Source organism: Cupriavidus lacunae (genome assembly GCF_003353055.1).
Lineage (GTDB): Bacteria > Pseudomonadota > Gammaproteobacteria > Burkholderiales > Burkholderiaceae > Cupriavidus > Cupriavidus lacunae.
Genome location: NZ_QKWJ01000050.1, coordinates 1 through 22,540, shown reverse-complemented (window position 1 = coordinate 22,540; position 22,540 = coordinate 1). Strand labels below are relative to the sequence as shown.

The following is a 22,540-nucleotide window of genomic DNA, read 5'->3' as shown; positions in this document are numbered from 1 at the left end:
GCTATAATTCCTGCCATGTCCTGAGTTCGAAGTGAGCCGAAAATGCGCTACTCAAGCACGCACAAGCAGGAGACGCGGGAAAAACTCCTTAACAGTAGTCAAGCGATTGCCAAAAAGGGTGGATTCGATTCAACGGGAGTCGATGCCCTGATGGGGGCCATCGGGCTCACGGGTGGGGCCTTCTATAGTCATTTTGACTCTAAAGCGGAACTGTTCGCGGAAGTGATCCGGCGGGAGTTGGCCAACAGCGCTGAAATGCTCGCAGGCGATGATGAGACGGCCGAAGATCATTTCGTGAAACGCATCAGAAGCTATCTCAGCAGTTCTCATGCGCTGCATCCGGAATCAGGTTGCGTCCTGCCGACCTTGGGACCTGAAATCGCGAGGTCCGGGCCAGCAGTCCGCGCCTCAGTGGAGGAAAGCGCGAAGAAACTGCAGAGCAGTTGGAAGCAGCGTTTGGACGACTCGGATGCGGCTTGGGCGTTGATTGCGCAGTGCGTGGGTGCCATTTTGCTGGCCCGGGTCGTTGAAACCGACCGGACCAGGCAGCAAATTCTCGCTTCCAGCCGTCGCTTTCTCGGGCGGTCTATTGAACGGCTCGAACCCCTCAGCAAGACCTAAGCGGTGCCAATGTAGCACCGCCTCCTCCGGGCGCAGTTCTGCGCCCTTCTGGGTTCTTCTCGATGCGCGCAGATATGTGCGTGCATGCCCGTGGTACCGCGCTTTCATTGCGACGGCTTCGATTGTCGGACCCGGCCGCACCGCACGTGCTGTCGATGCTTCCGGTTCGGGCCGTTGCGCGCGAAGCCATACAGCAAGCGCCGTCGCGGCTTTTCTTCTTCTTCCATCCTTACCAGCCTTGCCAGTGCGCGTGCCGCGCAGAGCGTGCTCCTGAGCTTTCTCGTTGTAGGTGCGTTAGCGTAAGACGCCCTTGACTCTTGCACGGGGATGAAATACTCTTTTGTTACTAAACGATCGTTTGTTAATAAAGGAGACAGTGATGGATGTCAAAGAGCAGAGTGTCGCGCTCGTAATCGGAGCGGGGGACTCGACTGGTGGTGCAATCGCGAAGCGTTTCGCCGCGGAAGGCATGGTCGCTTGTGTGACGCGTCGTTCAGCGGACAAGCTCCAACCGCTGGTTGACTCCATTCGCGATGCCGGCGGGATCGCCTACGCGTTTGGCACGGACGCGCGCAAGGAAGAGGAAGTGGTCGCCCTCATCGACAAAATTGAGTCCGAGATCGGTCCAATTGATGTTCTCGTATTTAACATTGGCGCCAATGTGCCTTCTTCCATCCTTGAGGAGACCGCGCGAAAGTACTTCAAGATCTGGGAGATGGCCTGCTTTGCAGGATTTCTGAACGCAAGGGAAGTTGCCAAGCGCATGGTGCAGCGTCAACGCGGCACGATTCTCTTTACCGGCGCTACTGCGGGTCTGCGAGGCAAGGAAAACTATGCCGCGTTTGCGGGCGCCAAGCATGCGCTTCGCGCGCTTGCGCAAAGCATGGCCCGCGAACTCGGCTCGAAGAACATCCATGTAGCCCATATTGTGGTGGACGGCGCGATCGACACTGACTTTATCCGCACCAATTTTCCGGATCGTTATGCATTGAAAGACCAGGATGGCATTCTGAATCCGGAGCATATCGCGCAGAACTACTGGTACCTTCATTCGCAACCACGTGACGCCTGGACCTTTGAACTCGACCTGCGTCCCTGGACTGAGACCTGGTAATCAAAACGTCTAACCAATGGGATAGAGACCGCTTCCGCACGATCGCAATGCCTTGCCACCCGAAGAAATTATCCATTCTGTCTGTTGGTGGCCAAGCTTCGCGATGCGTCAGAGAGAGACGCGGTCATAGCGGGATGTCTACCCCGGTATTTACATCATCAAGAGGGCAGCATGAGGGAAGCAGTCATTGTCTCGACGGCACGGACCGGGATCGGTCGCGCCTATAAGGGTTCGCTGAACAACACAAAATCGCCGACCCTCATGGGGCACGTTATATCGCATGCGGTTCAGCGTGCCGGAATCGCCGCGGAAGAGATTGAGGATGTAGTGATCGGTACCTCGATGCCGGGAGGCACAGCTGGCATGAACATTGGCCGTCTTAGCGCGTTAGCCGGCGGACTTCCGGTCAACGTCGCGGGTCAGTCCATCGACCGGCAATGCGCCTCTGGCTTGATGGCGATGGCCACCGCAGCAAAGCAAATCATTGTGGACGAGATGGATGTGGTGGTGGCAGGGGGGCAAGAGAGCATCTCGTTGGTTCAGGACCGTTTTGTCGAATGGATGACGAGTGCAGCCGACTCGGAATTGATCGAGCGGGTTCCACATGCCTATATGCCGATGCTGCAGACCGCTGAACTCGTCGCAAGGAGATATGGCATTTCCCGAGAGGCGCAGGATGTTTACGCGGCGGAATCGCAGCGGCGTACGGCACTTGCCCAGGAGGAGGGCCGCTTTGCGGCCGAAATAGTACCGTTCCAAACGTCCATGGCGATCCAGGATAGGGAGACGGGGGAGATCAGTTTCCGTGAGGTGCTACTGGACCGCGACGAAGGGAGCCGTCCCGACACAACAGTGGAGGGGTTGGCAAAGCTCAGGACAGTCATCGACGGCGGCGTCGTCACCGGGGGAAACGCAAGTCAGCTTTCAGATGGTGCCTCGGCCTCGGTCCTGGTGGACCGCCGCCTGGCCGAGCGGCGCGGATTGCAGCCTCTTGGCATCTACCGCGGCATCGCGGTGGCGGGCTGTGCGCCCGAGGAAATGGGTATTGGCCCGGTTTTTGCGATCCCGAAACTCCTGGAGCGGCATGGGTTGAAGGTTAGCGATATCGGTCTGTGGGAACTGAATGAAGCGTTCGCGTGCCAGGTTCTTTACTGTCGCGATCGCCTTGGTATCGACCCGGACCGATTGAATGTGAACGGTGGCGGGATTTCCATCGGGCACCCGTATGGCATGACGGGGGCAAGGCTTGTGGGTCACGCCCTGATCGAGGGCAAACGCCGTGGAGAGAAATACGTTGTCGTCACGATGTGTGTCGGTGGTGGAATGGGGGCAGCGGGGCTGTTCGAGGTAGCGTAAATCGCCATTGGAATACGGTTTTCGGTGACCTCAGATCTATAACCGGTATCGCGGCGATTGCGATGCCACCATACAGAGGATCCAACCGGGGATAGCAATGAAAGACACGGCGTTTGGAAATGATCACGTTTCACAGAAGGCAGCACAAATATTCTCCCTCTTTGTGTTAAACGCTGAAGTCGAACTGGCAGGTGTCATTACGGTAGCGGCGGAATCGACAGACGATGCGCGAGGGAAATTCGAAGCTACCCGATCTGCTCACCAGCACTTGTTATCGGTGAGTCCCGTATCTGGGCAGGCCGTATGACCGCGCTTGCAGAGCGTGGGCCGGTTGGCGCACGCCAAAGGCAAAAGCAATGAACAGGCGGCCAGTGCCCGCGAGCGAATATGCCTGCCACTGATGTGCGGCACGTGATAGACCGGCGCTGGCGTCAATCGTACACCAATGTCCTGGTTGGCCAACGCCAGACAGAGAAACCCGGGCGAGTACCGCTCGTGATTTCTTTTTGCTAAACGTTCCACCCAAATTTCACCACGTCATATATTAGGAGACACCATGAGCGGCGTACGAGTTCAGTTCCACTTTGATTTCGGCAGCCCGAATTCCTACCTTAGCCACAAAGTCATTCCGAGTATTGAGGCACGGCAGGGCGTCAAGTTCGAATATATTCCGGTGCTTCTTGGGGGACTGTTCAGGCTAACGGGGAATCGTTCTCCCGCGGAGGCTTTTGCGGGTATCAAGAACAAGCCGGAGTTTGGGCGTTTGGAGATCCAGCGCTTCATCACCAAGCACGGAGTGACCGACTATCGGGACAATCCATTTTGGCCCGTCAATACATTGCAGATCATGCGCGGAGCCGTGGCTGCCCAGAAGAACGGCACCTTTATGCCCTACGTAAATTCCGTGTTCGCAAACATGTGGGAACAAGGTTTGAAGATGGATGATCCCGCCGTCATCTCGGCAGCCCTGGATGTCGCCGGTTTGGACGGAAAAGGCTTCGAGGCCCGCATTGCGGATCCCGAGGTCAAGCAGATCTTGCTGGCGAATACCCAGAATTCATTCGAACGCGGTGCGTTTGGCTCTCCGACCTTCTTTGTCGGCGACGAGATGTTTTTTGGGAAGGATCAGTTGCGGGATTTGGAGGAGGAGATTGAGAACGCGAAAGCACGACTAAGGTAAGCGAACCGTTGCCCACGGCGCCTCAAGATGCAGGGGCAGCGTGCACGCACGGTGAGCGACAACCATGGCCCTCAAGAAGGGCAGCAAAATCTAGAATGGAAGGCTGGCCCCCGCCGGGTACCACTCCAGGAAAAAACATCATAAGGAGACGAGATGCAGATCGGTATCCCGCAGGAGACGCGGGCCGGCGAGACCCGTGTTGCCGCCACGCCCGAGACGGTCAAGAAATACGTCGCGCAAGGTCACGAAGTCATTGTCCAGGCGGGCGCCGGAGTCCGGGCAAGCCAGCCGGACTCGGCCTATGAGGCCGCGGGCGCCCGCATCGGCACCGCCGCGCAGGCACTCGGCGCCGCACTGGTGCTGAAGGTGCGCGCGCCGGACGAGGCCGAACTCGGCCAGATGAAGCCCGGTGCCACGCTGGTCGGCATGCTTAATCCCTTCGACGGCGAAAACAACGCGCGTATGGCTGCGGCCGGCATCGTCGCCTTCGCGCTCGAGGCCGCGCCCCGCACCACGCGCGCGCAGAGCATGGACGTACTGTCGTCGCAGGCCAACATCGCCGGCTACAAGGCAGTGCTCGAAGCCGCCGACCACTACCAGCGCTTCATGCCGATGCTGATGACCGCGGCCGGCACAGTGAAGGCCGCGCGCGTGCTGATTCTCGGCGCCGGCGTTGCAGGCCTGCAGGCGATTGCCACGGCCAAGCGCCTGGGCGCGGTGATCGAGGCCTCCGACGTGCGTCCAGCGGTCAAGGAACAGATCGAGTCGCTCGGCGCCAAGTTCCTCGACGTGCCTTTCGAGACCGAGGAGGAGCGCGAGATCGCGCAGGGCGCGGGGGGCTATGCCCGCCCTATGCCGGCCGACTGGATGCGCCGCCAGGCGGAGCTGGTGCACCAGCGTGCCAGCCAGGCCGACATCGTGATCACCACCGCGCTGATTCCGGGCCGCCCGGCGCCGGTATTGCTCAAGGAAGAGACCGTGATGGCGATGAAACCCGGCTCAGTGGTAGTCGACCTGGCCGCCGCGCAAGGCGGCAACTGCCCGCTGACGGTGGCCGACCAGGTGGTCGAGCGGCATGGCGTGGTGCTGGTTGGCCATACCAACCTAGCCAGCATGGTCGCGGCCGACGCCTCGGCGCTATACGCCCGCAACGTGCTCGACTTCCTTAAGCTCATCATCGACAAGGAAGGCAAGCCCTCCATCAACCTGGAAGACGACATTGTCGAGGCCTGCCTGATGACCCGGCGCGACAAGATGGCATTGGCCAGTTAAGGAGACATTAATGGAAATGGTGAACCACACGGTAATCAACCTGATCATCTTCGTGCTCGCGATCTATGTGGGCTACCACGTGGTCTGGACGGTCACGCCCGCCCTGCATACGCCTCTGATGGCCGTGACCAATGCAATCTCGGCCATCATCATCGTCGGCGCGATGCTGGCCGCAGGCCTTACCGAAGGCCCCACCGGGCGCATCATGGGCACGCTGGCCGTGGCGCTGGCCGCGGTCAATGTGTTCGGCGGATTCCTGGTGACCCAGCGGATGCTGGAGATGTTCCGGAAGAAGGCACCCAAGGCTGCGCCGCAGGCCAGTACCAAGTCCGTGGCCGATGACCTGGTGGCGGAGGCGGCGCGATGAACTTTCTGTCCATGAACTCGGTAACGCTGCTCTACCTGTCCGCCTCGGTCTGCTTCATCCAGGCGCTCAAGGGCTTGTCGCACCCGGCCTCGGCCCGCAAGGGCAATGCTTTCGGTATGGCCGGCATGGCGATCGCCGCAGTGACCACCGTGGCGCTGATCGTCAAGCTCAAGCAGGAATTCCTTCCCGCCGGCGCTGGCCAGTCATCGGTCGGCACGGGCCTGGCGCTGATTCTCGGCGCGCTGGTGGTAGGCGGCGGCATCGGCGCCTATGTGGCGAAGAAGGTCGAGATGACCAAGATGCCTGAGCTGGTCGCGGCGATGCACTCGCTGATCGGCCTGGCGGCGGTGTTCATCGCGGTGGCGGCAGTCGCCGAGCCAGCGGCCTTCGGCATCAGCACGGCGGGCTCGCATGCGATCCCGATGGGCAACCGCGTCGAGTTGTTCATCGGCTGCTTCGTCGGTGCCATCACGTTCTCGGGCTCGGTGATCGCGTTCGGCAAGCTCGCCGGGCGCTACAAATTCCGCCTGTTCCAAGGCGCGCCGGTGGTCTTCGCCGGCCAGCACATGCTGAACCTGGCGCTGGCCGTGGCGATGTTCGGCTTTGGCGTGGCGTTCTTCCTCACGCAGGAATGGCAGCCGTTCCTGCTGATGCTGGCGATCGCCTTCGTGCTCGGCGTGCTGATCATCATCCCGATCGGCGGTGCCGACATGCCGGTGGTGGTGTCGATGCTGAACTCGTACTCGGGCTGGGCGGCGGCCGGCATCGGCTTCTCGCTGAACAACCCGATGCTGATCATCGCCGGATCGCTGGTGGGATCGAGCGGTGCGATTCTGTCGTACATCATGTGCAAGGCCATGAACCGCTCGTTCTTCAACGTGATCCTGGGCGGCTTCGGCGGTGCGGCGACGGCCGCGGCCAGCGGCGGCGCCGAGCAGCGCAACGTCAAGTCCGGCTCGGCCGACGATGCCGCCTTCCTGATGGGCAATGCCGAAACCGTGGTGATTGTGCCCGGCTACGGCCTGGCCGTGGCACGCGCCCAACACGCGCTCAAGGAACTGACCGAGAAGCTGACGGAGCACGGCGTGACGGTAAAGTACGCGATCCACCCGGTGGCGGGCCGCATGCCGGGACATATGAACGTGCTGCTGGCCGAGGCCGAGGTGCCGTACGACCAGGTCTTCGAGATGGAAGACATCAACAGCGAGTTCGGCCAGGCCGACGTGGTGCTGGTGCTGGGCGCCAACGACGTGGTCAACCCAGCGGCCAAGACCGACCCGAACTCTCCGATCGCCGGCATGCCGATCCTGGAGGCGTACAAGGCCAAGACCATCATCGTCAACAAACGCTCGATGGCGGCCGGCTACGCGGGCCTGGATAACGAGCTGTTCTACATGGACAAGACCATGATGGTGTTCGGCGACGCCAAGAAGGTGGTCGAGGACATGGTCAAGGCCGCGGGATAGCCGCATGTGCTGACGGCCGACGAACCGGCCTCAGCCCGCCCAGGTGGTCGCCTCCTTCGATTGCGCCATGCCGTCAAAACTCTGACGACCGTTGCGGCGGACGCGGAAATGGTGGCGCAGCCCATCAGGTCTACATAGCAAAAAGGAGCGTTATCTGTGGCAATGCAAACGGTAGGAATTGTCGGAGCTCGAACGATGGGAAATGGTATCGCACAAGCTTGCGCAGTGGCAGGGTTCGATGTGGTGCTGCTCGACATCAGCGCAGCCGCCACCCAGAAAGGACTGGCTAGGGTGAGCAGCACCCTCGATCGCCTGGTCAGTGGTGGCAAGGCGAGTGAGGCCGAGCCCGCATGGACGGCTCGGTATCCATCGTGCAATACCCATTGTCGCCTATAACGGGCTGGCGACCTTCTCAAGCCGATGCAGATCGGCGCGGTGTTTAGGAGACAGCAATGGAGCACATAGAATTCGTAGCAGACCGTGGCGTCATGCTCATCGGGCTTAACAGACCAGAGCGGAAGAGTGCCATCACTTTCGATATGTACGGAGCCCTTGCTGAGTCAATCAGAGACGCAGGCAGGCTCGGCGAAGTTCGCGCTGAGGTGATACACGGCAGCGAAGAAGCGTTCACGAGCGGAAATGACGATGCGGATTTCGCCGATCCACGCTCCGAGGCAATATCGAACTTGGGACTTTGCCCGGAGTTAGGATCAAGTCAATTGCTGCCGAACAACGTTGGGACGCCTAAGGCGACTGAGTTGCTTCGGCTCGGCGAGCCCTGCACCGCGCAAGACGAGGCTGAATGCGGCCTGATCAACATTCCCGCGGGAACAGCGTTAGAGCACACGATGGACCCTGGCGCGGGTCGGGCAATGCGTTCCTTCATTCGCAGAAGTGAAGATGAGGGAAAGCTCGGTCCTATCAACCTCAAACTGGAAGAGTTCGCCATCCGTCTCAGGTCCGCCGAGCTCAAGAAAGCTTTCGCGGCCTTTTTCGAGCGTCGTGCGCCTGACTTCTCCCTGTTCTCGTGAGAGGCGACATGGCGCATCCATCGCACTACGCGCAGACCATGCCCGAGAAGATTGCCGCGGTCTTCATACCTGGCGGGCGCGAAATCACGTATTCCCAACTGGAAGAGGGCGCCAATCGGGTTGCCAATCTTCTGCGCAGTGCCGGGATCAAGACCGGAGACGCTGTGCTCTTCTGCGTCGAGAATTGCCCCGAGTTCCTATATCTGGGATGGGGGTGTCAGCGCGCTGGCGTCATTTTTACACCGGCGTCAACCAAGTTAAGCGCCGACGACCTGCGCTATATCGCGCGCGATTGTGGCGCGCGCGCTGTGTTCGTTTCAGTGGCCGCCGTCAACAGCGCGGGTCTTTTAGCGTCCGATTTTGGTTCCGCAGCATGTTTCGCCCTTGGGGGCGCTATTCCTGGTTTTAAGCGATTCGAGGACGCGCTTCGTGCATGCCCAGTGACGTCAATCCATGATCCCGCTCGTGGCAGGGAGATGATGTACTCGTCCGGGACGACCGGGCGGCCAAAAGGTGTGCGCAAGCCGATTCCCCCTATAGCGTTCCGTGACATGGACCCGCGCGATGCTTCGTTTGCCAGCAAGCCGGGCGTCGATATGTCCATGGTCCATCTGTGTACATCACCTCTGTATCATGCTGCGCCGCACCGAAACGTCTCGGCGACCCTGGCGTTCGGTGGTACCGCTGTAGTCATGGAGCACTTTGATGCAGTTCAGGCTCTCCATGCCATGGAAAAATTCCGTGTTACCCATAGCTTATGGGTTCCGACGATGTTCCATCGATTGCTGCGCCTTGACCCAGGCATGCGCATGCAGTTTGACCTTTCCAGTCATCGCGTAGCGATGCACGGCGCCGCACCTTGCCCCATCCATATCAAAGAGGCAATGATCGAATGGTGGGGGCCGATCCTGGAGGAGTATTATGCGGGAACAGAAGGGATCGGCGCCTGTGCGATCAGTTCGCTTGAATGGCTCGCTCACAAGGGGTCAGTGGGTCGTGCCGTCGAGGGAATCGTTCATATCCTTGCCGACGATGAGACCGAAGTGGCGTCTGGCTCGACAGGAACTGTGTACTTTGAGTCGGACGCCGGGTTTGCCTACTGGAACGATATCGATAAAACGGCTGCGAGCCGAAGCAAACAAGGGTGGTGGACCTACGGTGACATAGGCCATCTCGACGAAGAGGGATACTTATACCTCTCGGACCGCCGCGATTTCACGATCATATCCGGCGGCGTGAACATCTATCCACAAGAGATAGAGAACATTCTTGTAACAGATGATCGCGTGCTCGACGTGGCTGTCTTCGGCCTGCCCGATGACGAGTACGGCGAAGTGGTACACGCGGTGGTTCAGGTCGATCGGCAACCGGGAACCCCTCACGTGCTAGCTGAGGAGTTGAGAGCCCTTTGCCGCAGCAAGCTCGGTCCGATAAGGGTTCCGCGATCTTTCTCGTTTGTACTCGATTTTCCGCGCCTGCCCACGGGAAAGCTCCAGAAGAAGCTGCTGCGGGACACATTTGTTCGCTCGATGAAATCTTCGTCAGTGGGCATTTGAGCCGCATATCACCAAGACCGGCAACAGCTACGCAAGGAAGCTGCTCGTCGAGGCAGTCTTGAGCTACCGGCACGCGTCAGCCTCGAGATCCAGCGTCGGCACGAAGGCATCCCGAAGAGGCCATCATCGATCGCGCCTGGGACGCGCAGCTGCGGCTACGTCGCCGCTATCGCAAGCTGGCGGCGCGCGGCAAGAGCACGAACATCGCGGTAGTCGCGTTGGCGCGCGTTGGCCGGGCTCATCTGGAACATCAGCCGGTTGGCCCATGTCGTTGGCCGTGCCGCGAGAGGCGCGCACGGTGTAACACAGCGCTTCGGCAACTCAGGCACTGTGGGTGCAACTGCAACGGCGAGAGATAGTGCTGGCGAAAGAATTCGAACGGCACGTCGTCGGACGCTTCGAGCCGCGCCTGCTCGCGAAGCGATGCCTCGGCGAGCCCGTGGAAGAGCGCGGAGTCGGTATCGGACCAGGCAAGCTCGAGCAGGGCACGTCGATTCGCATCGCTGCGCGAGCGGGTGCAATCCAGGTGCGAACCGCTGAACTCGGCAGACATAGCCGTCAGAGCGCGGGCTGACGGCTGGATGCGGACGTCCTCGAGACCCTCTCGCGCTTTCAGCACCAGTTCGTCTACCGCGCGATGGGAGACGAGATGTTCTGGGGGGCGAGCATGCCCTGCGGCCTGCCGTCCGACGAGGCTATTCCGATCGCGCGCTACGGCTCGTCGAACGAACTCGACTTGCGACTCGCGGAAATCTGTGGTGATGCAAGCGTGTGTCAAGGCCGAGCCCAGCGCCACCGGATGGGGCGTCACGGCAAGGCTGCCGGCGCGACGCACACGCGGCGACTCTTTCTCGACGCCACGCCGGATGCCCGTCAGCCTGTCGCTCGAAAACGCATTAAGTCGGTCTTGAATCGCTGGGATGGGAGTTTGCCATGGGAAGCCTGGATGCCGGGTCAGAGCCGGACCGCCGGAGACGGCCGGATCAATTCACAGAGGCTTGCCTTGCAGCGCGTGACAGACCCATTCGAGGCGGTCTTGGCCGAAGAACATATGCTCGCCGACGAAAGTGGTCGGGGCGCCGAACACACCACGCTTGACGGCCTCTTCCGTCGTCGAGCGCAGCTGCGACTTCACCTCGGCATCGTTGGTGAGTGCCAGGATCGCCTCGACGTCGAACCCCGCGTCGACCAGCGTTTTGGCGACAAGCTGGGGCTGGTTGAGGTTCAGCGCATCGACCCACAACGCTTGGAAGACGCTGCGCAGGAAATCCTGGAACCGGTCGGGCATTCTCATCTGTACGCCGGTGGCGGCTCGCATTAGCGTGAGCGTGATGATGGGAAAGTGCGGGTTGCACTGATAGGGAACGCCGTAGAGCCTTGCGTGCCGGGCGTAATCGATGTTGGTGTATGCGCCCTTGGCCGGAATTGTCGCGGGCGAGGCATTGCCAATGGCCTGGAATACCCCGCCGAGCAATATGGGCTTGTAGACAAGCGTGCCACCGGTTTCTTCGCAGATCGTCGGCAATTGCGTCCATGCGAGGTACGATGCCGGACTGCCGACGTCGAAATAGAACTCCGCGGTCTTGGACATGAGTTTTCTCCTGAGTCTGATGGATTTCCGATGTGTACGTCGAGTTTCCTCAGGCGGCAACGCTTTCCTCGGGCATTTGTTCGGACCCGAGAATCCGGGCGAGGCGCTGCCCGATCAGATGGCTGGCATCCGCCATGATGCGATCGATGAGCTCGCGTACGCTCGGAATGTCGTCGATGAGGCCGGCGACCATCCCGCAACTCCAGGCCCCTGCATCCATCTCACCGTCGAGCATCACTTTCGGATAGACGCCTGCGACCTGCTCAAGGATGTCGGAGATCTGGATCTGCTCACCCTTGTCGCGCTCGATATCCAGGATCTTCTCGACGCCAGCGTTCTTCAGCACACGCTCCGTGTTGCGCAATGGGCGCATCACGAGTCGCGTGTCAAGCTCGGTGGCCGCGACGATGGCGCGCTTCACGTTCTCGTGAACAGGCGCTTCCTTGGTTGCCACGAATCGCGTGCCCATGTTGATCCCGTCGGCGCCGAGGGCGAGGGCGGCCACCAGGCTACGGGCGTCCGCCATGCCGCCGGAAGCCACAAGCGGGATCTTGAGCTCATCGGCGGCTCGGGGCAGCAGGATCATGTTCGGGATATCATCCTCGCCGGGATGGCCACCGCACTCGAAGCCGTCCACGCTCACCGCATCACACCCGATCCTCTCGGCCTTCAGAGCATGCCGGACTGACGTACACTTGTGGATCACCCTAATTCCGGCCGCCTTCATCGCCGGCATGTACTCCTCAGGACTGCGCCCTGCTGTTTCGACGATGCGCACGCCTCCCTCCACGATCGCCTGGATGTACTCGGGATAGGGCGGGGCGGAAAAAGTCGGCAGGAATGTGAGGTTGACGCCGAAAGGCTGGTCCGTCATCTCGCGACATCTGGCGATCTCCTTCGCCAGCAGTTCTGGCGTGCGCTGCGTCAGCGCGGTGATGACACCCAGCCCGCCGGCGTTCGAGACTGCGGCCGCCAGCTCGGCCAGGCCAACGAAGTGCATGCCGCCTTGCACGATGGGGTGTCGAATGCCAAACAGCTCGGTGATCCGTGTCTTCATGGGATTGAGTCGTATTGGTTGTGGAGTGGGTCCGTCTCAGAAGCGTTCCATGTAGGGCCTGAGATCGAGTTCGTGGGTCCAGGCATCACGCGGCTGCGTGTGCAGGTACCAGTAGTTGTCCGCGATGTGCTCGGGATTGAGGATGCCATCCTGGTCCTTGAGAGCATAGCGCTCGGGGAAATTGTTGCGGATGAATTCGGTGTCGATAGCTCCGTCGACGACAACATGGGCCACGTGGATGTTCTTCGGACCCAGTTCGCGAGCCATGCTTTGAGCCAGCGCGCGCAGCGCATGCTTGGCACCTGCAAAGGCGGCGAAGTTGGCCGAGCCGCGAATGCCAGCCGTCGCGCCGGTGAACAGGATTGTGCCGCGGCCGCGTGCCACCATTCTGCGAGCCACTTCCCGGCCGTTCAAGAAGCCCGAGAAACAAGCCATCTCCCAGATCTTGAAGTACTTGCGCCCGGTCTCTTCCAGGATGCTGCATGGCACATTGGCGCCGATGTTGAACACGAGCACCTCGATGGGACCGATCTCCGACTCGATCTTCTCGATGAGTGCAACAACTTCTTCTTCCTTGCGGGCATCGGAACCAAAGCCGTAGGCCTTGCCTTCCTGGTCGCCGATCTCTTCGAGCAGCGGCGTAAGCTTCTCGGCATCGCGGCGCGTGGCGCAGACAACGAACCCTTCACGAGCAAACCGGCGTGCGATGGCTCCGCCGGTCGAATCACCTGCGCCGATGACCAGCGCGACTTTCAGGGTAGTGGGTTCCATGAATTCGCCTTCCTTTGATAAACGACCGTTATGTAAACGTACGTGCTTGCGCACCCGGTGTCAAGACTTCTCTCATGTAAGAACCTCTAGGTGCATTCGTAAAGCCCAGACCGCGCTCAGGCGGCATCAAGTAGGCCAGCGTATCGGCTTGCGACCATCCAGCGGTTCAGTTCGCCCACGGTGGAATACAGCCCATGGCATCCCATGTCCATGGCCGGCGGTTGCGGCAGCACCAGGTCGGCATGGAGGTGTTGCATCTCCTTGGCATGTGCCGTTTTGCGGACGGTGCTATCCCTTGCCGTGCGACGACGGGCTGCTGGCGCCCGCGAGCCGCGCGATCTGAAAGACATTGTCTGGCGAGACCTGGACATAGTCATTCAGTCCGCCGGACCGCATGATCGGATATGCCTCGGCTGTCTGATAAACGCCGTCTTTCAGGAGTGCCTTGTCGATGTACACGGCCACCACTTCGCCCAACACGAGCCAGCCACTTACCTTTTCGCCTTCGGTGTTTCGGAATTGCACGATGTCGATCACCTTGCATTCCATAGCCGCGCGGCTTTCGCCCACCCGCGGGACGTTGACCTTGCGACCCGCCACGGCCGTGAGGCCGGCTAACCGGAACTCGTCCTCGCCGCGCGGAAGCGGTGATGAGGTCTGGTTCATCTGATCACCCAGTTCGCGGGTGACCAGGTTCCAGGTGAACTCGCGCGTTTCCGATGCGTTTTGAACGCTATCCTTCCAGGCGATCGAAGAAAATCCGATGATTGGTGGGTCGTAGTTGAACGCGTTGAAGAAACTGTAGGGCGCGAGGTTGACCCGCCCCTGCGCGTCGCGTGACGAGATCCAGCCGATGGGCCGCGGGGCGACCAGCGCATTGAGCGGGTTGTGGCTCAGCCCGTGGCCCTTAGCGGGCTCGTAGTAGTGAAAGTCTCGAACGGTCATCGTATGGGCCTTTCCAGCGCGGCAGCGTTATTGCGCCACCAGATTAAGGGTCTTTGCGATGTTGACGAACTTTTCGTTCTCTACACGCAAGAAGGCCGCCGCCTGCGGCGGCGTCATTGAGTCCAGCTTGCGAAAGCCCTGCGCAGTCGCGAGCGCGCGGAATTCCGGGCTGTCGTTCCACTGCTGGAAGGCCTTGCTCAGGCGCGCGACAACGGCATCGGTCGTACGCGCGGGCGCGAACAAGCCCGTCCAGATGCCGAATTCGAAGTTCTTGAATCTAGCGTGCTCGCTCAGCGTGGCGACATCCGGCATGAGCGGATGTCGCTTGGCGCTCGCGAAGGCGATGGCTTTGATCCGCCCGGTCTGAACCATTCCTAGGATTGGCCCCGCAAGAGGAACAAACGCGAGGTCCACCTCGCCACCTGCGACGGCCGTGGCCATGGGAGCGATGCCCTTGTACGGCACCTCCAGCAACTTGACGCCGACCCGCTCCTGGAATTCAGCGGCCGCGAGATGAGCGAGCGTGCCCTGGCCCCAGTGGGCAATGGAAAGCTCCTTCGCGCTACGCTTTTTCATCTGTTCGAGGAGCGCGGTGAGGTTGTTGAAAGGGCGGTCGGGATGACTGACGAGGACCATGTCCGAGATCCCGAACGAACCGATGAGCTTGAAGCTGTCGAACGTGTACTTGGCCGAAGCGACCGTGAGCGGCGCCACCAGTAAATCCGGACCCGCCGTCGCGAGCAGCGTGTATCCGTCTGGCGACGCCTTCAACACATTCATCGCCGCGATGGAGCCGTTCGCACCGGGCATGTTGTCGATCACGAGAGTCTGCCCAAGGGCGCGCTCCAGCACGGGTGCGGATGGACGCACTGAAGCGTCCACCCCGAACCCGGGCGGGTAAGCGACCTTGATCAGGATGGATTTGTTTGGATAGGGCTGCGCCGTCGCGGCGGCGGCGCAGCAAAGCGCGACTACAACAGCGGCATCAAAGAGTCTGCGAGTCAGTGTTTTCATGTTTGTCTCCGTGCGCCGGTCAAACCGGTAAAGTGTTGTGAAGGAAGGAGTCATGTCATAGACCCTGCGCCCTCGATCCTGAAGGGCGGTGACCGCCCTTCAGGCATCAGTTCCGCGAGGCGTAAACGCTCTTTTCAAAACCGTAGAACACGTCCACGGTTCTCGGGTCCACGGACGGCAGCGACTGCATCATGGCCAGGCCTGCGATGTTCAGGGTGGGGTCGATCCAGAAGTACGTATTGGCCAGCCCCGCCCAGGCCAAGCTGCCGGCACTGCGGCCCGTGGGCGCCGCGCTCTCGTTGATCATGAAGCCCAGGCCCCAGGTCTTGGGCACGCCGGGGAAGAATTCCACGTCGCGCGAGAGAAAAGGAATCTGCGTCGGCAGCTTACTCACGCGAAGCGCCCCCATGGCATTGCGCGACATCAGGGCCACCGTCTCCGGCTTGAGGATCTGGTTGCCGTTGCCCCGCCCCGCATTGAGGATCATGCGCATGAATTTCAGGTAGTCGTTGGCGGTCGAGTACAGGCCTGCGCCGCCCGACTCGAACTCGGGATCCTGCACTGTTCCGAGATCGATCACGGATAACTTTCCGTCGTCTCCGCGCAAATGCATGCCGGCCAGTCGGGTGCGCATGGCCGTGGTGATCTTAAACGCCGTGCTGTCCATGCCCAGCGGTCCTGTGATGTTGCGCTGGAAGTAGTCACCCAGGCGCAGGCCGCTGGCGGCTTCGATCAGCTGGCCCACCCAATCGATGCCGATGCCATAATCCCAGCGCGTGCCGGGGTCGAAGCACAGAGGCACCCGCAGCGCCGCTTTCTGCCCTGTTAGGATGCCGGGGACGTTCTGCGTTCGATAGTAGCGCTCCAGGTCCGCGTTCCAGATCTCGTAGGTAAATCCGGACGTGTGGGTGAGCAGATGCCGCAGGGTGAGCTGGCCCTCGGCATCTCGCAGTTCGGGCGCGCCATTCGTGTCCCAGCCCTCCAGAACCTTGAGAACGCCCAGCTCGGGGATCACCGCGGACGCTGGACCGTCCAGGCTCAACTTGCCCTGCTCGACCAGCTGCATAGCTGCGGCGCTGGTGATCGGCTTGGTCATGGAGGCGATGAGCATCACCGTGTCCATGTCCATCGCTGCAGAGGCGCCGAGCGCGCGCGCTCCCTGCGCCGCGGAGTAGAGGGTCTCATCGCGAGTGATCACCGCGGCGGCTACGCCGGCCGTGTCGCCGGATGCGACGGCACGGGTCAGCACGGAATCGGCGTTGGCTTTCAGTGCGGCGGTGTCATTCGATGACGAGCGGCAACCGGCGACCGGCAACGCTGCCAGCTCGACGGAGGACTTGAGAAATGTGCTGCGACCTTGTGCCAAGGTTTGTCTCCGTACACCGGTCAAAACCGGCAAATTGTTGTGAAAGAAAGAGTGATACGTTGAAGGCTTAGCCAGCTACGGACGACGTGGCCGCTGGCGTTGCAAGGGAGGACGAACGCTTCTCCGTCAGTAAAGAGGGAGCGGAAGCGCAGCTGGAAATCTGCGGTTAGCACGTCCGGGTCTCAGAACGTTTCCATCCAGGGCCGCAGTTCCATCTCGTCGTCCAGGCATCGCGGACTGCTGATGCAAATTCCGGTAAGCATTCGCGATCGAGCTGGGTTGAACGATTCCATCCTGGTCCTTCAGCGCATAACGCTCGGGGAAGTTGTCGCGGATGAACCCCGTGTCGTTCGCGACGTCGATTATGGGATGCGCGACATGGATTCCCTTGGGACCCAGTCCGCAGGCCATGCTTTGCGCGGGCGCACGCAGCGCATGCTTGGCGCCGGCGAATGCAGCAAGACCTTCGCGTCCGCGCAAGCTGGCCGTTGCGCCCGTAAAGATGATGGTGCCGCGGGCACCAGCGAGATCGTGTCGTCTTCCCTTGCGCGCGTCGGAGCCGAAGCCGTGCGCCTCGCCGCTTTGGCCCTGATCTCGTCAACCCGGGGCTTGAGCTTGTCAACGGTGCGGCGGGTAACGCTTGCGATGTAGCCTTTTTTGGTAAAGCGCTTGGCGATGGCGCCGCCGGTAGCGTCGCCGGCTCCAATTCGCTTGTCTGCCATGTGAATTGCTCCATGGATGAGTAAGAGGGCGCGTGGCCGCACCTGAGGTGCTTTTAAAAAAACGATCGTTTAGTAAACGGAGCGTATGTTATGGCCATCCCCTTGTCAACAAGGGTTTCCTCCATCCATTCTTGAGTGTGACTCGCTGCGCTTTTCGGCCGATGCTTTCCGCAACCCCGGGGATCGGGGTCAGGCAGTGCTCGCTGAAAGAACTTCCTGGACTGCTTCAAGGTGGCGCCGGCCTTCACGCGCCTGATCGGCGCGTTCCTATGGCAGATTTAAGGACATAACGTCGCCCCAGTTGTGGGGCCATCTGTCTACTACGCCTTGAAGAGCGCGATGTTCAGGCACTGCGTCAGCGCACCGGGCGCGTGGCCTGTGAGTTGCTCGGCCGTGGAGGTTGACTCCGCCAGGGCCGACGCTCTCAACCTGCAATCTGGTAGGTGCCAAACGCTTGGGCAATGTTTATGGCACTACATACGTCGCACTGGCGGGCACCGGCCCACCGATAACGAGCTTGGCCTGGATTGGCGGGGCACGACGCCATGTCATGGCACTTCCAAGCAAGTGGTGGCACCCCGAAGCAATCACCCAGGGCGACGTTCCGAGAGACTGAGGCCTCAGCAGCCCTATCTTCACGGAGACACAACATGCCCATCATTGTTTGCGAATGCAAGGTCGGAATCGAAGCTGGCGTCAAGGCCAAGATCGCCAGCGAGTTCACGAGCGCGATCAGGGAGATCATCCTCTCGCCGCTCGACTTGATTAGCGTCGTATTCCATGAAGCCACGCCCGACAACCTCTACCGTTCGGGAGAGCCCACTTCCGAAACGCTGATCTTCTGCCACATACGTGATGGGCGCAGCGACGGCGCCGTGCTATCGCTGGCCAAAAAGGTGAGCTCGATCTGGAGCGCCTGCACTGGGGCAACGGAGGACGAAGTCGAGGTTCTCGTCACACTGTATCCCGCCAAATACGTCGTGCGCGGCGGTGAACGCCTGCCCGAAGCCCCTCGCGTGTGAGGGTGGTGCAGCCTGCTCGGACTGAGGGGACCGCCCTTTTCTATGCAAGGGCGGGGCGTTGGCCGTGAGGCCTCGGCCCGGAATGTGGTTACTGCGCCGCATACCGAACCTCAAACCGATGATAAAAGGAGACAAGTCAATGAAACCAATCCGCGCTGAGCTGGCACCTGCACATTCAAGCATGCACCGGCTAGATGTTCACAAACTGGCCGACGAGGCCAAGTTCAACAGCTTTCACTGGTCCGTGCTGATCTGGTGTTTCGTGATCCTAGTGCTCGACGGCTACGACCTGGCGGTCGCCGGCACCGCGCTTCCGTCGATCATGAAGGCGATGAATGTCGAGGCCTCGACCGCGGGCTTCATGGCCAGTTCGGCGCTGTTCGGCATGATGTTCGGAGCGATCGCGCTCGGCGCGCTGGCCGACAAGATCGGCCGCCGCTGGGCGATCTCGATCTGCGTGTTCCTGTTCAGCGCCTTCACCGCAGCCGCCGGGTTCACCAACGACCCTATCACCTTCAGCGTGATGCGCTTACTCGCCGGGCTCGGCATCGGCGGCGCGATCCCGAATGCGGCCGCGCAGATGACCGAATACTCACCGAAGAAGGTGCGCAGCGTGATGGTTACGCTGATGTGCTGCGGTTACGCGGTCGGCAGCATCCTCGCCGCGCTGCTCGGCAAGCAGTTCATCGAGACCTATGGTTGGCAATCTGTGTTCATCGCCGCGGGCGCCGCAGTGGTGCTGATCCCGTTCATCCTGAAGTACATGCCTGAGTCGCTGCCGTTCCTGATCAAGCAGCACGACCACACGCATCTGCGCGAAGTGGTCCGGAAGATCCGACCGGACATGCGGCTCGAGCCGCATGAGGAGTTCCTCGTTCCGGCCGAGGACAAGGCCGAAGGTCCGACCGTAGGCAGGCTGTTCCTGGACGGCCGCGGCTTCAGCTCCGTGATGTTCTGGGTCGCCTACATGACCTGCCTGTTCATGCTCTATGCGCTCAGTTCGTGGCTGGTCAAGCTGATGGGCATGGCCGGCTACAGCCTCGGTTCCGCGCTGAACTTCCTGCTCGCCTACAACGCCGGCGCAGTCGTCGGCGCCGTCGGTGGCGGATGGCTCGCCGACAAGCTGAACATCAAGTGGGTGACGACCGCATTCTTTGCGGTCGCCGCGCTCTCGCTGACGCTGCTCGGCTACGGCGCGCAGCCGCTGTTCCTCATCGTTGCCGTCGTCGGCGCGTCGACGCTGGGCACGCAAATCCTGCTGTACGCGTATGCCGGGCAGTTCTACCCGACGTCGATCCGTTCGACGGGACTCGGCTTTGCCTCGGGGGTCGGGCGCATCGGCGCGATAGCGGCGCCAATCGTGATCGGGCTGCTAGTCTCGATGAAGCTTCCGCTGGTGCAGAACTTCCTCGCCATTGCAATGGCCGCGTTGATCGGCGGTGTCGCGGTTGCTCTGATCAAGCACAAGTCGTCGGCCTCTTCGCACAGCCACGACGCGAGCGCGGTCGGGCAGCGGCCTTGATGCTCGACCCGTTGCGAGCGTACGAGTTGGTGGAGAGCCCTTTCGCCGACCTGCCTGCTGGGAAGCGGCGAGCGCGTGCCTCCGGGCGCCAGAGGACGAAGTCGAGGTTCCCGCTCCGACTCACAACCTACCAAGGAAACTTCCATGTCCCGCAAACTTGAAGGCAAGATCGCAATCGTTACCGGTGGATCCACCGGTATCGGGCTCGCTACCGCTAAGCGGTTCGCTAGCGAAGGAGCGCATGTCATTGTCACCGGTCGCCGACAGGCCGAACTCGACGCCGCGGTGTCCGCGATCGGTAACGCTACCAGCATCCGGGTCGACTCATCGAACATGGCTGAACTGGACACGCTGTTTGATCGCGTGAGATCGGAAAAGGGTCGGATCGACGTACTGTTCGTCAACGCCGGCGGCGGCTCGCTGCTGCCGCTCGGGAATATTACCGAGGAGCAGTATGACGACATCTTTGGCCGTAACGTCAAGGGCGTACTATTTACTGTACAGAAGGCTCTGCCATTGCTAGCGGACGGTGCATCAGTCATCTTGACTGGCTCCACCGCCGCCAGCGGCGGCACCGAGGCATTCAGTGTCTATGCCGCCTCAAAGGCCGCCGTACGCTCATTCGCGCGCAACTGGATTCTCGATCTCAAGGGTCGCGGCATCCGGGTCAACACGCTCAGCCCCGGACCCACCAAGACGCCAGGCTTGTTTAACCTGGCCGGGCCCGACGCCGCACGGCAGCAGGGAATACTCGACGCTCTGGCCTCGCAGATCCCAATGGGCCGCGTCGGCGATCCGGACGAAATTGCCAAGGCGGCGGTCTTTCTTGCCTCCAACGATTCAAGCTTTATCAACGGTATTGAACTGTTCGTCGACGGTGGTAAGGCCCAGATCTGAGTATCGCAGCAGTCGGGCGGAGCTGGCCACCTGATGCAGGTTCCTGATTCACATCATGAGCAAAGTCATCATCACTGTGCTGTCACCGGTGCAATTCATACGCCCTCAATGTCACGGTATCTACCGGTGGGCAGGCCGCGGACGCGCCGCAAGGCACGTCGCGAAGCTGGCCTAAGGTATGTGCACCGGGCGTGTCCGATGAGGACCGATGCGCGCTGCTCGGCCATGCGGCGCATTCCATGTCGGGGTGATGTCATCCCCGCGCCGTTGATAACCGTATGCGCCATCCCAAGCGGTGGATAGCTTTGCGCAGGTCACGCGAGACAATGCCCTGGAATATTTGGTGGCATTATCGACGCAGCCGAGCCCGCGAGCGGTGCAGCCCTTGGGCACACTGGCTCGACGCGCGAATGTTTCCGCACTGTCACAATTCTTTCGTAACACAGCCGCGTGGGATTGGGATGACACCCCACGGCGACCGTTGCTCTGCATCGGGGATCTGTCGAAGATGCCGGTACGAGTGCCCGACTCATTCCAGCAGATGAGCTTGCGCGTCTGATAGACCGCGCCAGAACGGGGCAAACCACCAGACCACTGCCGAGAGGCCAATGAGGCACCTGCAATGCGCGTATGGCTTCCGATCCTGGGCCGGCGACCTCCGTCCTTCAACTTCGAATTGCTCTGCGCGGGCCTGAGCCCGCCGGTTTGGCGACGCGTCCTCGTTCCTGAGCACTTGACGCTCGGACAATTGCACAATGTCCTCCCGATAGTCATGGGCTGGGCCGACGAACATCTGCACGCGTTCAGCATTCGTGGCAGGCGTTACGGCGAAGCTCATGAGCATTTCAAGGCCTTTACCGGCCTCGGCGTGGGCGGAGAAACGGGGATGAGCTATACCAGTGAACGGCAGCGCTGCGATGACCGACACACCAATGGTGCGCGCTCTCGGCGTGGCATGCCGTGGAGTGAGCCCGCACATGAGCCTGGTCCGGGATTCGTCGGCGACAGTGGTGAGCGCAGCGATGCGCATCCCGTTCAGGAGATCGAGTCAACTTCGACGCTTCCCATGGCGCTGCCGTTCACTGACGATTTTGGAGCCGGCCATGGCGATGCGCAAGCGAGACGACGAGGTGTTCCCGAACGCGGCGGGGATCGATGTGGGCGCGTCGAGCCACTGGGTGGCGGTGCCGCGGCATCTGGCCGAGCAGGCCGGCTGTGAGCCGATACGCGAGTTCGGCGCGATGACCGACGACCTGCATGCGCTGGCCGACTGGCTACTGGCGTGCGGCGTGGACACGGTCNTGAGTTTGGGGCTGTTGCGCGCGGCGTGGCGGCCCGGCAACGAGGTGTGCGTGGTGCGCGCGGTGGTGCGCCAGCGCGAGGTGCTGCTCACCGAGCAGGCCAATTGGGTGCAGCGCATGCAGAAGGCGCTGGTGCAGATGAATCTCCAGCTCAGCGAAGTGCTCAGCGACGTGATGGGCATGACCGGCCAGGCCATCGTCCGGGCGATTGTGGCGGGCGAGCGTGACCCCCAAGTGCTGGCGCGCCACCGCTATGGGCGAATTAAGGCCAGCGAGCGCGACATCGAACGCGCGCTGACCGGCAACTGGCGCGAGGAACACCTGTTCGTGCTCACGCAGGCCTTGGCGATGTTCGACACTCTGGCCCAG

21 protein-coding genes and 5 pseudogenes are annotated in these 22,540 nt (G+C 61.2%); 16 read left to right on the top strand and 10 right to left on the bottom strand.

What is annotated here, in order from left to right:
• Nucleotides 1–42 precede the first annotated feature (42 nt).
• The 11 genes and pseudogenes from DN412_RS28485 to DN412_RS44745 form a co-directional block, all read left to right on the top strand.
• Nucleotides 43–621: a TetR/AcrR family transcriptional regulator gene (locus DN412_RS28485; protein ID WP_115214634.1), complete on the top strand. Its 579-nt coding sequence runs from the start codon at nt 43–45 to the stop codon at nt 619–621.
• A 379-nt stretch (nt 622–1,000) separates the two neighbouring features.
• On the top strand, nt 1,001–1,735 hold the full coding sequence (locus DN412_RS28480) for an SDR family oxidoreductase (RefSeq protein ID WP_115214633.1): 735 nt from the start codon (nt 1,001–1,003) through the stop codon (nt 1,733–1,735).
• A 171-nt stretch (nt 1,736–1,906) separates the two neighbouring features.
• Nucleotides 1,907–3,091, top strand: coding sequence for an acetyl-CoA C-acyltransferase (locus tag DN412_RS28475; protein ID WP_115214632.1), 1,185 nt, complete (start codon nt 1,907–1,909; stop codon nt 3,089–3,091).
• A 556-nt stretch (nt 3,092–3,647) separates the two neighbouring features.
• Entirely contained in the window at nt 3,648–4,271 is a 624-nt protein-coding gene (locus DN412_RS28470) for a 2-hydroxychromene-2-carboxylate isomerase (protein WP_115214631.1), read from the top strand.
• A 153-nt stretch (nt 4,272–4,424) separates the two neighbouring features.
• Nucleotides 4,425–5,543 carry a Re/Si-specific NAD(P)(+) transhydrogenase subunit alpha gene (locus DN412_RS28465; RefSeq protein WP_115214630.1) on the top strand — a complete coding sequence of 373 codons (1,119 nt, stop codon included), beginning with the start codon at nt 4,425–4,427 and terminating at the stop codon, nt 5,541–5,543.
• Between the two features lie 10 nt (nt 5,544–5,553).
• Complete coding sequence (locus DN412_RS28460; RefSeq protein WP_115214629.1) at nt 5,554–5,910, top strand: NAD(P) transhydrogenase subunit alpha part 2; 357 nt, start codon at nt 5,554–5,556, stop codon at nt 5,908–5,910.
• Entirely contained in the window at nt 5,907–7,376 is a 1,470-nt protein-coding gene (locus tag DN412_RS28455) for an NAD(P)(+) transhydrogenase (Re/Si-specific) subunit beta (protein ID WP_115214628.1), read from the top strand. The genes DN412_RS28460 and DN412_RS28455 overlap by 4 nt, the downstream gene beginning before the upstream one ends.
• A 156-nt stretch (nt 7,377–7,532) precedes the next feature.
• Nucleotides 7,533–7,721: pseudogene (locus DN412_RS28450) on the top strand (3-hydroxyacyl-CoA dehydrogenase NAD-binding domain-containing protein); the annotation flags it as partial.
• A gap of 107 nt (nt 7,722–7,828) precedes the next feature.
• Nucleotides 7,829–8,407 carry a Clp protease/crotonase-like domain-containing protein gene (locus tag DN412_RS28445; RefSeq protein ID WP_115214626.1) on the top strand — a complete coding sequence of 193 codons (579 nt, stop codon included), beginning with the start codon at nt 7,829–7,831 and terminating at the stop codon, nt 8,405–8,407.
• Between the two features lie 8 nt (nt 8,408–8,415).
• Nucleotides 8,416–9,963, top strand: coding sequence for an AMP-binding protein (locus DN412_RS28440; protein WP_115214625.1), 1,548 nt, complete (start codon nt 8,416–8,418; stop codon nt 9,961–9,963).
• A gap of 7 nt (nt 9,964–9,970) precedes the next feature.
• Nucleotides 9,971–10,242 (top strand): annotated as a pseudogene (locus DN412_RS44745) (IS110 family transposase); the annotation flags it as partial.
• Here DN412_RS44745 and DN412_RS44130 read toward each other — a convergent pair.
• From DN412_RS44130 to DN412_RS44740, 10 genes and pseudogenes are all read right to left on the bottom strand, one after another.
• Nucleotides 10,214–10,516, bottom strand: coding sequence for a hypothetical protein (locus DN412_RS44130; RefSeq protein WP_161564054.1), 303 nt, complete (start codon nt 10,514–10,516; stop codon nt 10,214–10,216). The pseudogene DN412_RS44745 and the gene DN412_RS44130 overlap by 29 nt on opposite strands.
• Nucleotides 10,517–10,678: 162 nt before the next feature.
• Nucleotides 10,679–10,885: pseudogene (locus DN412_RS28425) on the bottom strand (glutamate--cysteine ligase); the annotation flags it as partial.
• 66 nt (nt 10,886–10,951) lie between these two features.
• On the bottom strand, nt 10,952–11,554 hold the full coding sequence (locus DN412_RS28420; RefSeq protein WP_115214624.1) for a 2-hydroxychromene-2-carboxylate isomerase: 603 nt from the start codon (nt 11,552–11,554) through the stop codon (nt 10,952–10,954).
• A gap of 49 nt (nt 11,555–11,603) precedes the next feature.
• Nucleotides 11,604–12,611: an NAD(P)H-dependent flavin oxidoreductase gene (locus DN412_RS28415; RefSeq protein WP_115214623.1), complete on the bottom strand. Its 1,008-nt coding sequence runs from the start codon at nt 12,609–12,611 to the stop codon at nt 11,604–11,606.
• Between the two features lie 36 nt (nt 12,612–12,647).
• Entirely contained in the window at nt 12,648–13,382 is a 735-nt protein-coding gene (locus DN412_RS28410; protein WP_115214622.1) for an SDR family oxidoreductase, read from the bottom strand.
• A 116-nt stretch (nt 13,383–13,498) separates the two neighbouring features.
• Complete coding sequence (locus DN412_RS43525) at nt 13,499–13,639, bottom strand: hypothetical protein (protein ID WP_161564053.1); 141 nt, start codon at nt 13,637–13,639, stop codon at nt 13,499–13,501.
• A gap of 31 nt (nt 13,640–13,670) precedes the next feature.
• A complete protein-coding gene (locus DN412_RS28405; protein WP_115214621.1) occupies nt 13,671–14,327 on the bottom strand; it encodes a flavin reductase family protein in 657 nt (218 codons plus the stop codon).
• 27 nt (nt 14,328–14,354) lie between these two features.
• Nucleotides 14,355–15,341, bottom strand: coding sequence for a tripartite tricarboxylate transporter substrate binding protein (locus tag DN412_RS28400; protein WP_115214620.1), 987 nt, complete (start codon nt 15,339–15,341; stop codon nt 14,355–14,357).
• A gap of 106 nt (nt 15,342–15,447) precedes the next feature.
• Nucleotides 15,448–16,707 (bottom strand): serine hydrolase domain-containing protein, encoded by a 1,260-nt coding sequence (locus DN412_RS28395; protein WP_115214619.1) that lies wholly within the window; start codon nt 16,705–16,707, stop codon nt 15,448–15,450.
• 182 nt (nt 16,708–16,889) lie between these two features.
• Nucleotides 16,890–17,429 (bottom strand): annotated as a pseudogene (locus DN412_RS44740) (Rossmann-fold NAD(P)-binding domain-containing protein).
• A 650-nt stretch (nt 17,430–18,079) separates the two neighbouring features.
• Between DN412_RS44740 and DN412_RS28385 the strand changes: the two are divergent.
• The 5 genes and pseudogenes from DN412_RS28385 to DN412_RS28365 form a co-directional block, all read left to right on the top strand.
• On the top strand, nt 18,080–18,451 hold the full coding sequence (locus tag DN412_RS28385; RefSeq protein ID WP_115214618.1) for a tautomerase family protein: 372 nt from the start codon (nt 18,080–18,082) through the stop codon (nt 18,449–18,451).
• Between the two features lie 181 nt (nt 18,452–18,632).
• On the top strand, nt 18,633–19,973 hold the full coding sequence (locus DN412_RS28380; RefSeq protein WP_115214654.1) for an MFS transporter: 1,341 nt from the start codon (nt 18,633–18,635) through the stop codon (nt 19,971–19,973).
• 144 nt (nt 19,974–20,117) lie between these two features.
• A complete protein-coding gene (locus DN412_RS28375; protein WP_115214617.1) occupies nt 20,118–20,870 on the top strand; it encodes an SDR family oxidoreductase in 753 nt (250 codons plus the stop codon).
• Between the two features lie 622 nt (nt 20,871–21,492).
• Nucleotides 21,493–22,089 (top strand): IS1096 element passenger TnpR family protein, encoded by a 597-nt coding sequence (locus DN412_RS45980; protein ID WP_425267454.1) that lies wholly within the window; start codon nt 21,493–21,495, stop codon nt 22,087–22,089.
• Nucleotides 21,974–22,540: pseudogene (locus DN412_RS28365) on the top strand (IS110 family transposase); the annotation flags it as partial. The gene DN412_RS45980 and the pseudogene DN412_RS28365, both read left to right, overlap by 116 nt.